This is a genomic window from Streptomyces sp. NPDC043680 (assembly GCF_056436685.1).
Window position 1 is genome coordinate 246,203 of sequence record NZ_JBWKCE010000008.1, and the last position, 12,934, is coordinate 259,136.

General features: G+C 73.8%; 11 protein-coding genes. 1 reads left to right on the forward strand and 10 read right to left on the reverse strand.

All coding sequences use genetic code 11. The annotated features are described in order from the left end of the window. Positions 1-7 precede the first annotated feature (7 nt). The 6 genes from hydA to ggt form a co-directional block, all read right to left on the reverse strand. Entirely contained in the window at positions 8-1,408 is a 1,401-nt protein-coding gene (gene hydA / locus AC0666_RS19115; protein WP_468968697.1) for a dihydropyrimidinase, read from the reverse strand. A gap of 17 nt (positions 1,409-1,425) precedes the next feature. Continuing rightward, positions 1,426-2,727: an aspartate aminotransferase family protein gene (locus AC0666_RS19120; RefSeq protein ID WP_478707976.1), complete on the reverse strand. Its 1,302-nt coding sequence runs from the start codon at positions 2,725-2,727 to the stop codon at positions 1,426-1,428. Continuing rightward, entirely contained in the window at positions 2,724-3,566 is an 843-nt protein-coding gene (locus tag AC0666_RS19125) for a nitrilase-related carbon-nitrogen hydrolase (protein ID WP_468968691.1), read from the reverse strand. The genes AC0666_RS19120 and AC0666_RS19125 overlap by 4 nt, the downstream gene beginning before the upstream one ends. A 164-nt stretch (positions 3,567-3,730) precedes the next feature. Further along, complete coding sequence (locus AC0666_RS19130) at positions 3,731-5,515, reverse strand: hypothetical protein (protein WP_478707977.1); 1,785 nt, start codon at positions 5,513-5,515, stop codon at positions 3,731-3,733. Positions 5,516-5,614: 99 nt separating this feature from the next. Next, complete coding sequence (locus tag AC0666_RS19135; RefSeq protein ID WP_468968686.1) at positions 5,615-6,001, reverse strand: PPOX class F420-dependent oxidoreductase; 387 nt, start codon at positions 5,999-6,001, stop codon at positions 5,615-5,617. 366 nt (positions 6,002-6,367) lie between these two features. Next, the gene (ggt, locus tag AC0666_RS19140; RefSeq protein ID WP_478707978.1) at positions 6,368-8,173 is read right to left on the reverse strand and encodes a gamma-glutamyltransferase; all 1,806 of its coding nucleotides are present in this window, start codon (positions 8,171-8,173) and stop codon (positions 6,368-6,370) included. 114 nt (positions 8,174-8,287) lie between these two features. Between ggt and AC0666_RS19145 the strand changes: the two genes are divergently transcribed. Then, positions 8,288-9,013, forward strand: coding sequence for a hypothetical protein (locus AC0666_RS19145; protein WP_361711458.1), 726 nt, complete (start codon positions 8,288-8,290; stop codon positions 9,011-9,013). On the opposite strand, the gene AC0666_RS19150 is transcribed toward AC0666_RS19145, so the two are convergent. The 4 genes from AC0666_RS19150 to AC0666_RS19165 are packed head-to-tail and all read right to left on the reverse strand — an operon-like array spanning position 8,973 to position 12,920. Then, the gene (locus AC0666_RS19150) at positions 8,973-10,244 is read right to left on the reverse strand and encodes a cytochrome P450 (RefSeq protein ID WP_468968680.1); all 1,272 of its coding nucleotides are present in this window, start codon (positions 10,242-10,244) and stop codon (positions 8,973-8,975) included. The genes AC0666_RS19145 and AC0666_RS19150 overlap by 41 nt on opposite strands. 44 nt (positions 10,245-10,288) lie before the next feature. Beyond that, positions 10,289-10,798: a hypothetical protein gene (locus AC0666_RS19155; protein ID WP_468968678.1), complete on the reverse strand. Its 510-nt coding sequence runs from the start codon at positions 10,796-10,798 to the stop codon at positions 10,289-10,291. Beyond that, positions 10,795-12,240 carry an ATP-binding protein gene (locus AC0666_RS19160; RefSeq protein ID WP_468968675.1) on the reverse strand — a complete coding sequence of 482 codons (1,446 nt, stop codon included), beginning with the start codon at positions 12,238-12,240 and terminating at the stop codon, positions 10,795-10,797. Before AC0666_RS19160 ends, AC0666_RS19155 begins: the two co-directional genes overlap by 4 nt. After that, complete coding sequence (locus tag AC0666_RS19165; protein ID WP_478707979.1) at positions 12,237-12,920, reverse strand: response regulator; 684 nt, start codon at positions 12,918-12,920, stop codon at positions 12,237-12,239. The genes AC0666_RS19160 and AC0666_RS19165 overlap by 4 nt, the downstream gene beginning before the upstream one ends. Positions 12,921-12,934 lie beyond the last annotated feature (14 nt).

A 12,934-nucleotide genomic window follows, 5' to 3' on the forward strand; every position in this document is an offset into this window, starting at 1 on the left:
CAGCTCCTTAGAGGTACTGGCAGGTGGAGCGGGGGATGAACACGCCGTGGCCGGCCCGGCCCGTGTAGGTGCGCCGGTCGATGACGAGTTCGCCGCGCGAGAGCACGGTGTCGACGCGTCCGGTGATCCGCTTGCCCTCGTACGCCGAGTAGTCCACGTTCATGTGGTGCGTCTCGGCGGAGATGACCTGCTCGGCGTGCGGATCGTAGAGGACGATGTCGGCGTCGGAGCCCGGCGTGATGGTGCCCTTCTGGGGGTAGAGGCCGAACATCCGGGCGGGGGCCGCGCAGGCGATCTCGATCCAGCGGCGACGGGTGATGTGCCCGTCCAGGACGGCCTGGTGCAGGAGGTCCATCCGGTTCTCGACGCCCGGCAGCCCGTTGGGGATCTTGGAGAAGTCGTCGCGGCCTAGCTCCTTCTGGCCTTTGAAGCAGAAGGGGCAGTGGTCGGTGGAGACCACCTGCAGGTCGTCGGTGCGCAGCCCCCGCCACAGCGCCGCCTGGTGCTCGCGGGGGCGCAGCGGGGTGGAGCAGACGTACTTGGCGCCCTGGAAGTCGGGCTCCGCGAGGTTGTCGGTGGACAGGAACAGGTACTGCGGGCAGGTCTCCCCGAAGACGGGCAGGCCCTTGTCGCGGGCGGCGGCCAGCTCGGCCACCGCCTCCTCGGCCGAGACGTGGACGACGTAGAGCGGGGAGCCGGCCACTCGGGCGAGCTGGATCGCCCGGTGGGTGGCCTCGGCCTCCAGCAGCACCTTGCGGACCTCGCCGTGGTGGCGGGGGTCGGTCTCCCCGCGGGCCAGGGCCTGTTCGACGAGGACGTCGATCGCGATGCCGTTCTCGGCGTGCATCATGATCAGCCCGCCGTTGCCGGCGGCCCGCTGCATGGCGCGCAGGATCTGCCCGTCGTCGCTGTAGAAGACGCCGGGGTAGGCCATGAACAGCTTGAAGGAGGTGACGCCCTCCCCGATCAGGCGGTCCATCTCCTTCAGGGTCCCCTCGTTGACGTCCGAGAGGATCATGTGGAAGGCGTAGTCGACGGCGCACTTGCCGTCGGCCTTGTCGTACCAGGTGTCGAGCCCCTCGCGCAGGGAGCGGCCCATGCTCTGCACGGCGAAGTCGACGATGGTGGTGGTGCCGCCCCAGGCGGCGGCCCGGGTTCCGGTCTCAAAGGTGTCCGAGGCGGCGGTCCCGCCGAAGGGGAGCTCCATGTGGGTGTGTGCGTCGACCCCGCCGGGGATGACGTACTTCCCGCTCGCGTCGATCGTCCGGTCTGCCGTCCATGCTTCGGCGGCCGCCGAGCCGTGCGCCGCGAGGGCCGCCACCCGGCCGTCCTCGATCAGCACGTCGGCGTGGAGTTCGTCGGCAGCGGTCAGGACGAGACCGCCGCGGATCAGGGTGCGGGTGCTCATGTACGTCTCCCCCGGTGTCAGTTGCCGTGCACGCTGCGGAGTGCCCGGGCGAGGATCTCGGCTCCCTCTTCCGCCTCGGCGACGGTGAGCGAGAGGGGCGGCGCGATGCGCAGCACGCTGGTGTTGTGGCCGCCGCCCTTGCCGAGCAGCAGGCCTCCCTCGCGGGCGGCCTCCAGGACGGCGGCGGCCGCCTGCGGGTCGGCTTCGTCGGAGCCGGGCCTCGTCAGCTCCAGCCCGGCCATCAGGCCCCTGCCGCGTACCTCCCGTACGGCGGGCACCGTGGCGGAGATCGCGCGCAGCCGCTCCAGGAGCAGGCCGCCGACGCGGCGGGCGTTGCCCTGGAGGTCGTGCTCCAGCAGGTAGCCGAGGTTCGCCACGCCGGCGGCCATGGTGACCGGGGAGCCGCCGAAGGTGGAGATGGAGTTGGTGTCGATGCAGTTCATCACCTCGGCGCGGGCGACGACACCGCCGATGGCCATGCCGTTGCCGATGCCCTTGGCGAAGGTGAGGATGTCCGGCGGGCCGCTCTGCGCATGGGCCTGCCAGCCCCAGAAGTGGTCGCCGGTACGGCCCCAGCCGGTCTGCACCTCGTCGCTGATCCACAGGATGCCGTGCCGGTCCAGGACCTCGCGGAAGGCCCCGTACAGGCCGTCGGGCGGGGAGGTGAACCCGCCGACGCCCTGGATGGGTTCGGCGATCAGGGCCGCCACGCCGCCGCGGGCCTGGCCGAGCACGTCTTCCAGGTCGGCGACGGCGGCGGCGGTGAACTCGGCGTCGGACAGGTGCGCGAAGGGACCGCGGGTGCGGACGCCGCCGTGCACGTAGTACGTCTGCAGCGGCGAGAGGCTGGTCGGGGACCAGCCGCGGTTGCCGGTGATCGAGACGGTGGAGAAGGACCGGCCGTGGTAGCTGTTGCGCATCGCCAGGATCTGGTTGGAGCGGCGGTACGCGGTCGCGAGCAGCAGCGCGGTGTCGTTGGCCTCGGTGCCGGAGGTGGTGAAGAAGACCCGGGCGTCGGGGATGCCGGACAGGGCGGCGATCCGCTCGGCCAGCTCGATCATCGGCCGGTTGAGGTAGAGCGTGGAGGAGTGGATGAGCCGCCCGGCCTGCTCGGAGACGGCCTTGGTGACCTCGGGCAGGGCGTGGGCGGTCATCGTGGTGAGGATGCCGCCGAAGAAGTCGAGGTAGCGGTTGCCGTCGGCGTCCCAGACGTGGCGGCCCTCGCCGTGGGTGAGCTCGATGGGGCGGTCGTAGTAGAGCGTGAGCCAGTCGGGCAGGACGGCCCGGTGGCGGCTGTGCAGGGGAATCGGGTTGGTCACGGCTGTACGAGCCCTCCGTAGGCGTCGGGGCGGCGGTCGCGGTAGAAGGCCCACTGGTCGCGGACCTGTTTGATCAGGTCGAAGTCGAGGTCGCGGACGAGGAGCTCCTCCTCCTTGTCGCTGGCGGCCTCCCCGACGAACTGGCCGCGCGGGTCGACGAAGTAGCTGGTGCCGTAGAAGTCGTTGTCGCCGTACTCCTCCTGGCCGATGCGGTTGATCGCGGCCACGAAGTACTCGTTGGCGACGGCCGCCGCCGGCTGCTCCAGCTGCCACAGGTAGGCGGAGAGGCCTCGGTGGGTGGCGGAGGGGTTGTAGACCAGCTGCGCTCCGGCCAGGCCCAGGGCGCGCCAGCCCTCGGGGAAGTGGCGGTCGTAGCAGATGTAGACGCCGACGCGGCCGACGGCGGTGTCGAACACCGGCCAGCCGAGGTTGCCCGGGCGGAAGTAGTACTTCTCCCAGAAGCCCTTGACCTGGGGGATGTGGTGCTTGCGGTACTTGCCGAGGTAACTGCCGTCGGCGTCGATGACGGCGGCGGTGTTGTAGTAGAAGCCGGCGTCCTCCTGCTCGAAGACGGGCACGACGATCACCATGCCGGTCTCACGGGCGAGTGCCTGCATACGGCGGACGGTGGGGCCGTCGGGGACGGGCTCGGCCCAGCGGTAGTGCTCGGGCTCCTGGACCTGGCAGAAGTAGGGGGCGTTGAACACCTCCTGGAAGCCGATGATCTTCGCGCCCTGGGCGGCGGCCCGGCGGGCGTGCTCCTCGTGTTTGGCGATCATCGACTCGGTGTCGCCGGTCCAGGTGGCCTGGACGAGTGCGGCGCGGACGACTTGGGCCATGAGCTGCTCCTCGCGACGGGAACGCCGGCTTCTACGCACGTAGACGGTGAGGTACGCGATGTACGTAGGGATGTAGAACGTAGGCCTCGTCACTGCGTGGGGCAAGAGCGCCGTGCGCGGTTGGAGTAGTCGATCACGTTACGCCGCATCCTGGTCGATTACGGTCAAGAGGCGGGCAGTTTCGCGACCCGCAGGGCGTGTACGAGGTCGCGGCGGCGGCCGTCGGAGAGGGCCTCGGCGGCCCGGAGCAGCCGGGGGCCGAACCACTGCGGGGCCCGGCGGGCGAGGTCGGCCGCCTCCTGCGGGGTGCGGACCAGGACGAAGGCTCCGAGCAGGGCGTCGGCCTCGCGGGACCGGCCGGCCTCCGCCAGGGCCAGGGCCGCGTCGGCGATCTCGGCGGTGGGCCGGGCGACGCCCTGGCGCAGCAGCGTCTCGCAGTCGGCGGTGCGGCCGGCCTCGGCGAGGGCGGCGGCGGCCGCGGCGAGCCGCTCGGGCGGGAGCGAGGCCGCCTCCCACAGGAGGGTGGCCCAGTCCGCGCCGAGCCCGGCGCGGGCCAGCGCGTCGGCGAGGCCGGGCAGCCGCTCGGCGGGCCAGGCGGCGGCCTCGCAGAGCAGGGCGTGCGCCTCCCCGCCACGCCCCTGCCCCCGCAGGGCCGACAACTCCCCGACCACGCCGCCGACGGCCCGCCCCGAGCCGGAGGCGACACCTGATCCCGGACCGCCGATGCTCCCGTCCGACCAAGCCGTACCGGAGCCCGGCTCGACGGCCCCGTCCGGCCAAGTCGTACCGGAGCCCGGGGCGGCGGTCCGGCCCGGCCAAGCCGTGTCGGGGGTGCCGGGTGCGGTCGGCCAGGCAGTCTCGGCACCCGGGCCGGCGGAAGCGGCCGCGGCGGCCCAGGCGGGGGCCGGGCCGGGGTCTGCGGGGGTGGTCGGGGAAGGGGGCTCGGGGTGCGGGGGTTCCGGGGTGCGGGCCGGGCGGCCGAAGCGGGCGCCGCGGGGCGCGGCGGACTCGGCCGGGTAGCCCGGTGGCGGGGTGAAGACCGGGGCTTCGGGGGCTGCGGCCCCCGCGTACCGGGCCCCGCCGGACCGCCGCGCCCCGCGCAACCACCGCCCCTCGGCCCGCCGTACGGGCGGCTCCGGCGCACGGTCCCCGGCGTCCCCGGAGCGCTGCCGCGGCACCCCCGGCAACGCCTCGGGCCCGGGTTCCCCGGCCGCCGTCCCCTCGTCGGCCCGGCCCGGCTCCGGCGCTGCCAAGGCCCCGGACCCGCCGGGCTCCGGCTCCGGCCGGACCGGCGCGGCCCCCGCGAAAGCCGGCCCGGGCCGGGGCTGCTCCCGGTCCTCCGGGGGCAGATCCCCCGGGCCGGGCCAGGGCTGCTCCGGATCCGGCGCAGCGGCGGGGGCAGCCGGACCGGCAGGGGCGGGGCGGGGCCGTGCGGGGCCGGTGGGGGCGCCCCGCAGGCCGGGGCCGGGGCCCTGCCCGGGCGGGGCCTGCGGGGCCGAGCCGGGGTGGAGGGCGGTCAGGCGGGATGCCAGGTCTGCTTCGCGGGAGATGGCCCTGGAGGCGTCGTCGCGGGTCCAGGTCAGCTCCCGGGACAGGGCCTCCGCCTCCGCCCCGGCCGGCAGCGCGGCCAGGCGCTCCGCCAGGGCCCGGATCGCCGCCTCCGCAGCCGCCCGCTGCTCGGCGGCCGCCGCGAGCAGGGTCCGCAGCTCCTCCGCCCCGCCCGGCAGCCGGTCCCACGCGCTGACGGCCGCCGTCCGCAGCCGCGCCGCGTACTGCCGCTCCCGCTCCGCGAACTCCGCTCCCCGGTCCCGCGCCAGATCACCGAGCAGCGACTCCACCACGTCCCACGGCGGCATCGCGGCCCCCTCCAGACAGGCCCGCACGCCCTCCGGATCCCGCCGCAGGAACTCCCCGTACCAGCCCGACCGGGGGTCCAGCCGCTGCGTCAACCCCCGTAAGTAGTCAGAGAGTTGCCCGATCGCCAGTGAAATCGCGGTCTCCATCCCCGCATTGCATCCCACCCGTGTTACGGGCGGGCTACGGGAGTCTCAAAGCTTGAGGGCGACCGCGATCCCGGTGTGCGGCCGCTTGCCCCGCCGGGCCACCGCCGCGGGCAGGTCCACCGCCCAGAACTGCCAGGTGTACTTCCGCGCCATCAGCGCGCGCACCCGCTTCACCCCGGCCTCGTCCAGCAGCCGCGCCTCCCCTTCCAGCACGCGTGCCCCCTGCGGCACCCGCCCCCGTACGTCGCACGCGCTCACCGTGACCCGCCCGTTGTTGCGGATCCGCTTCACCTTCCACGAATCGCTGCGCGTCCAGACGTACAGCTCGTCACCGTCGGCCACCGCCCATACCGGCGTGGCCACCGCCGTGCCGTCCTTGCGGAAGGTGGTGAGGCTGACGTACTTGCCGCGGTTCAGCTCCTCAAGGGTCATGCTCCGACTGTACGGGCCCGCCCTCCCCCCAGGTCGTCCGGGCGGTGCTGCGGCCCGCAGCCGGGGGTGGCCGGCGACGAGGCCCTGGTGGCGGAGGATCCGCCGCTCGGGGCCGATGTGGTCGGGGCCCGGCCCTCGGGCGCGGCGCGGGCCGCGAGCAGCAGAGCGGCCGCGAGGAGGGCGCCGAGGAGGGCAAGGCCAAGGCGCTGGGGTGCGTTCGTGGCTGACACGCCTTCACGCTTGCCCCGCCCGACGCCGCTCCCACACCCCCGGTTGGGCCGTTCAGCCGCCGGTTCCGCCCGAACGCCGGGCCGGCCGGGCCCGGGGACACGGATCCGTGCCCCGGGCCGTGGCTTCGCGCCGGCCCTACGGCCTGCCGTGCGGGTGGACCACCATCGCCGAGCCGCCGCCGCGGCGGCTGGTTTCGGCGGCGGCCAGCCAGCGCCCGTCCGGGAGCCGCTGGACGCCGGTGGCGGCGCCGATCTCCGGATTCTGCCGGAAGCCCTGCCCCAGTGCCTCCAGTTCGGTGCGGACCGGGCTGTTCCACAGGCCCGGTTCCAGTTCGGTGGTGGTCTGGTTGCGCTGGCTGGCGCGGGGCGCGGCGATGGCGTCGACCAGCGGCAGGCCCCGGTCCAGGTGGCCGATCAGGATCTGCAGGACGGTGGTGATGATGGTGGCGCCGCCCGGGGAGCCCACGGCGAGCAGGGGGCGTCCGTGCTGCAGGACGATGGTCGGGGACATGGACGAACGGGGCCGCTTGCCGGGTCCGGGCAGGTTCGGGTCGGGGACGCCGGGGGCCGCCGGGGCGAAGGAGAAGTCGGTCAGCTCGTTGTTGAGGAGGAAGCCGCGTCCCGGGACGGTGATGGCGCTGCCGCCGGTGGACTCGATGGTCAGGGTGTAGGAGACCACGTTGCCCCAGCGGTCGGCGACCGTCAGGTGCGTGGTGTTCTCCCCCTCGTAGGTGGTGGGGGCGGCCTGGCCGGCGCCGCCGCACGGCACCGGGTGGCGCGGGTCGCCCGGGGCCAGGGGGCTGGTCAGTGCCTTGTCCGGGGTGATGAGGCAGCCGCGGGTGTCCGCGTACCGCTGGGAGAGCAGTTCGCGCGTGGGCACCCGTTCGAAGGCCGGGTCGCCGACCCAGCGGCCGCGGTCGGCGAAGGAGATCCGCGAGGCCTCGATGAAGCGGTGCAGGTACTGCGCCTCGGAGAGGGAGCCGAGGTCGGTGTGCTCCAGGATGTTGAGGGCCTCGCCGACGGTGGTGCCGCCGGAGGAGGAGGGCGCCATGCTGTAGACGTCGAGCCCGTGGTAGCTCACCTGGGTCGGGTCCTGCCGCTTGGTCGCGTACGCGCGCAGGTCCCCGGTGGTCAGGTCGCCGGGCCGGACGATCCGGGTGGCGGCCGGGTCCACGGGAGGCTTGCGGACGGCGCGGACGATGTCCTCGGCGAGCGGGCCCCGGTAGAGCGCGCCGGTGCCCTTGCGGCCGAGTTCGGCGTACGTGTCCGCCAGGTCGGGGTTCTTGAAGGTGGAGCCGACCACCGGCAGGGCGCCGCCCGGCAGGAAGAGCTTCCGGGTGTCGGGGAAGTCCTTGAAGCGGTCCTGGTTGAGCTCCGTCTGGGCGCGGAAGGTGGCGTCCACGGTGAAGCCGTCACGGGCCAGTTTCTCGGCGGACTTGAGGAGTTGGGACAGCGGGCGGGTGCCCCAGGCGTCCAGGGCGCTCTTCCAGGTGGCGGGGGTACCCGGCACGCCGACTCCGCGGCCGCTGGTCTGGCCCTCGGCGAAGGGGATGGGGACGCCGTTCTCCTGGAAGAGGCCGGCGGTGGCGGTGGCAGGCGCGGTCTCGCGGCCGTCGATGGTCTGCACGCGGCGCGACTTCGCGTCGTAGTAGACGAGGTAGCCGCCGCCTCCGATGCCGGCGGAGTACGGCTCGGTGACGCCGAGGGCGGCCGCCGTCGCGACGGCGGCGTCGACCGCGTTCCCGCCGGCGCGCAGGACGGCGATCCCGGCCGCGGAGGCGTCGGCGTCGACGCTGGCGACGGCTCCTCCGTATCCCGCGGCGACGGGTACCTTGGCGGGCGCGGCGGCCGCCGCCGGTGACGGCGGAGCCGCGGCGCCGGTGGACACCAGGGCTGCGGCAAGGGCGAGGAGCGTTAACTGACGTGTGGCGGAACGACGCATCCGTACCTCCAGTCGACGGCCTGTCGGACCCCACCGGACAGGCCTGGAGGCGGCACTGTAACTTCACCGCACCCTCCGCGTCAGGAACACGTCGTGCGGGCTAGCATCCCGCGCATGAACGACGACGTGCGCAACATCGTGCTCGGGGTGGTGGCCACCGCGATCAGCGGCGGTTTCGGCTGGTTCTCCCGGACTTATCTGTGGCGCCGTACGCTGCGCCGCAAGCAGGCCTTCTTCGGACTGCCGACCGGCTCGGACTGCCTGTTCGTGGTCAACCGGCAGATGGGCGGCACCGAGGGGTCGGTGCACCGCAACGACGCCTTCGCGCTGCTGGAGATATCCGCCCTGATCAAGGACTGCGGGGCCAATCTGCAGATCGTCTCCCACGACTCGGTGCGCCAGGGCTTCGGGGAGCGCGCCGAGTTCTGTGTCGGAGGGCCCGTCTCCAACGCCCGGACGGCGGCCCATCTGGCCTCCATGCTGCCGGGCGTGCAGGTCGACGTCTCCCGCGAGCCGGGCCCCGACCGCGGTGCCATCCGGGTCGGCGGGGAGGCGTACCGCTGGCAGAAGGGCCAGGTCGACCACGTGCTGCTGGCGCGGCTGACGACCGGGGCGGGGAGCCGGCCGGTGTTCCTGATCTCCGGGCAGACCGCGATCAGCAACCAGGCGGGCGCCCGGTTCCTGGCCCGTCACCACAAGGACCTGGCGCGCCGCTACGGCAGGGACTCCTTCTGCGTGGTGCTGAAGGTGAACAACTCCGATGCCTACGGCCCGGACGTGGTCGAGCTGCTGGCGGACGTCACCCGGCAGGCCCGGACACCCGCAGCGGCAGCCGCGTGATCCCGTTGATGAAGTTCGAGACCAGCCGGCGCGGCGGGCCGGCGAGCTCGGGGGCGGGCATGGCGGCGAGCCACTCCTCGTAGAACACCCGCAGCTGGAGCCGGGCGAAGTGCGCGCCGAGGCAGACGTGCGGCCCGTCCCCGAAGGAGACGTGCGGGTTGGGCGTCCGGCCGAGGTCGAGGCGGCCGGGGTCGGGGAAGACGCGCTCGTCGTGGTTGGCGGAGGCGTGGAAGACCACCACCTTGTCGCCGGCGCGGATCGGCTGCCCGGCCAGTTCGGTGTCGGCGGCGGCGGTGCGGCGGAAGCTGAGCACCGGCGGGTGGACGCGCAGCAGTTCCTCCACGGCCCGTTCCACCGGGGCGCGGCCGCCGGCCAGTTCGCGGTACGCGGCGGGATGGCGGGCGAGGGCGAGGAGGGCGCCGGGGGCGGCGCTGCGCACGGTGTCGTTGCCCGCGACGGTGAGCAGGAAGAAGAACATCTCCAGCTCGGCCGGTTCCAGTCCGGCGCCGGCGAGGGCGGTCATCACGTCGTCGCCCGGGTGGCTCCGCTTGTGGGCGGCGAGTTCGCGGGCGTACCCGAACATCTCGCCCAGCAGTGCGGGCGCACGCGGGTTGAGCGGTTTGCCGTCCGGTCCGAGCACGGGCGGGGGGGCGTCCTCGGGATCCTGGTAGCCGATGATCCGTACGGTCCACTCCAGCAGCAGGGCGCGGTCGGCGGCCGGGACGCCCAGCAGGTCGGTGAGGTTGAGCAGCGCGTACTCGTCGGTGACGGAGGCGACCACGTCGGCGGCGCCGTCCTCGGCCCGGTCCCGGGCGCCGGCGAGCAGCGTACGGGCCCGCTCGCGGACCCGGCCCGCGAAGGCGTCGACCCGGGCGGGGGTGAAGGCGCGGGAGACCAGCCGGCGCAGCCGCCCGTGGTCGCCGGCGTTCCCGCCCGGGTCCTGGTTGAGCATGGTGCGCCGCAGGAAGGGCAGGTCGGCCGGGTCGGGGTCGCGAATCTGGGTGGCGCCGAGCCAGGAGGAGTAGGTGGCGTGGTCGCGCAGCACCCGGACCACGTCGGCGTGCCGGGTCACCGCCCAGAAGCCGGGCCCCGCGGGCCAGCCGAGGACCTCGGGCTCCTCCTGCCAGGCCACCGGGTGGTGCTCGCGCAGCAGCCGGTAGCGCTCGTACGGGATGCCCTCGGCGTAGAGGCGGGGGTCGAAGACGTCGGGGACGTCCGCGGCGGGGTCCATGGGGCCACGGTGGCGGGAGCACCGGCCGTCCCGCAAGGGTGCGGTCAGCGGCCGAGGTCGCAGCGGGCGGGTTCGAGATCCGTGTCCGGGCCGCTCAGGACCACCTGGTACCGCGGTTCGGTGGAGGCCACCGTGCACACCAACTGGCGGCGGGCCGTCTCGGACAGGCCGCCGACCTTGAACGGCAGCCCGACCTGGATGGTGTCCGGCGACACGACGCTCGTGCCGGCACTGGCGCCCTGTTTCTTGATGTCCAGCTCGGGCAGCCGGGTCTCCAGGCCCGCGGCCCGCTCCTGTTCGGTGGGGCCGCTCAACAGCCTCAGGAGGACGGCGCTCGTCGACACCGCGGGCTGCTCCGTCTCGGGTACGGGGGCGAGCCGCCCGTCGGACGTCACGAAGTACACCGTCCCCTTGGTGCCGGGGCCGGGTACGACGACCTTCGCCGCGGCTCCGCTCTCGATGACATCGGTGGGCTTGATCCCGCAGCCGGTGAGCAGCGGCGCGCCCAGCAGCAGGGCGGCGGTGGCGGCCGCTGCCGTCCGGACCCGGGTCATGCGCCGGCCTCCAGAGGCATGTCGAGCGTGAACACGGCTCCCGCGGCCGGCCCGTTGGCGGCGCGCAGGGTGCCGCCGTGCAGCCGGACGTTCTCCAGGGTGATGGCGAGGCCGAGGCCGCTGCCCGCGGAGCGGGTGCGGGCGGCGTCGGCCTTGAAGAACCGGTCGAAGATGTGCGGCAGCACCTCGGGGGCGATGCCGGGCCCGCTGTCGGCCACGTCGATCAGCAGCCGGGGGCCGCCGGGCCGGGGTTCGCAGCGCACGGTGACGAAGACGGGAGCGCCGCCGTGGCGGAGGGCGTTGCCGACGAGGTTGGCGAGGACCACGTCGAAGCGGCGCGGGTCGAGCCGGGCGCGGACCTGCGAGGGCAGGTCGGTGACCACCCGCTGGTCGTCCCAGTGGCGGCGTTCGAGGGTCTTGCGCACGGCCTCGGCCACGTCCACGTCGTCGAGGTTGAGCTCGGCCGCGCGGGCGTCGAAGCGGGAGATCTCCATGAGGTCCTCGACGAGGACGGCGAGCTTGCCGGTCTCGGCGCTGACCAGCCGCAGGGCGGCGGCCGTGTCGGGATCGAGGCGCTCGGCGTCCTCGTCCAGGACCTCGGTGACGGCGAGCATCCCGGAGAGCGGGGTGCGCAGTTCGTGGGAGACATCGGAGGCGAAGCGGCGGGCCCGGGTCTCGGCGTCCCGCAGTTCGTTCACCGACTGTTCGAGGGCGCGGGCGGTTTCGTTGAAGGTGCGGGCGAGTCCGGCGAGCTCGTCGGCGCCGCGGACCTCTATCCGGGTGTCGAGGCGGCCGCGGCCGAGGCGCTGGGCGGCGCGGCGCATGTCCCGGACGGGGCGCAGCACGCTGCGCGCGGCGAGCAGGGCGGGGACGACGGCGATGGCCAGGCCGGGGACGGCGCCGCGTTTGGCGGCTTCGACCATGGCCTCGACCGTCTTGCCCTCGGCGGCCAGGGGCATCGTCACGAAGACGACCAGGCCGGTGGGCTCCCGGAGGTCGTTGTGGAGCCAGACGGCCGGCATGCCGACGGCGAGGTACGGGCTGCCGGAGGCGTCGGTCACCCGCTGGAAGGCACCGTGCGGATGGGCCGTCACCTGGCGGCGGAGCTGCTCGGTGACCACGGTGGAGGTGGGCGCGCTGGTGTTGGAGGCCCGCAGGGTGCCGTACTCGCCGAAGACGCTCCACGGATGCGGTTTGCCCCTTTTGCCCAGTTCGTTGACGATGCGCTGGAGCTGTGCCTGGTCCAGCGGCAGCTGGAGGGGCTGGGTCTCGATCTGGTCGCGCAGGGCACTGACCGCGGTGTCCTGGCTCTGTTTGAGGACCGCGGTGCGGGCCTGCTGGTAGGTCAGCGTGGCCGTGGTCACCGCGCTGATCGCGGCGACCAGCAGGAAGGCCGCGATCAGCCGGGTGCGCAGCCCGAGCGGTGCTATCCGCCGCCTCACAGCGGACCGAAGCGGTAGCCGAAGCCGCGCACCGTCTGGATGTAGCGGGGCGCGCCGGCGGGCTCCTCGACCTTGGTGCGCAGGCGGCGTACGCAGGCGTCCACGAGCCGGGCGTCGGCGTGGTAGCTGTGGTCCCACACGCATTCGAGGAGCTGCTGGCGGGAGAAGACCTGCTCGGGCGAGGCGGAGAGGTGCAGCAGGAGCTTGATCTCGCTGGGGGCGAGGGGAAGGCGTTCGCCGTTCTTGGCGACGGTCAGCCCGGCGCGGTCGATGGCGAGCTCTCCGTGGAACTCGATCTCGGGGCGGCTGCCCGCCGGGGCGCCGAGGCGGCGCAGCACGGCCTTGATGCGGGCCTCGATGACCTCGGTACGGGCGGGCTTGACGATGTAGTCGTCGGCGCCGGCCTCCAGGCCGACGACTATGTCGAAGTCGTCGCCGCGGGCGGTCAGCATGATGATCGGGAGCTGGCTGGTCTCGCGGATGCGGCGGCAGACCTGCACGCCGTTCATCCCGGGCAGCATGAGGTCGAGCAGCACCAGCTCGGGCAGGAAGCTCCCCATGAGCGCGAGGCCCGCCTCGCCGGTCTCGGCGGCGCTCACCTCGTGGCCGCGGCGGCGCAGGCCCAGGCCCACTCCTTCCCTGATGGAAGGGTCGTCCTCGATCAACAGTACGCGTGGCATCCGGTCATCGTCCA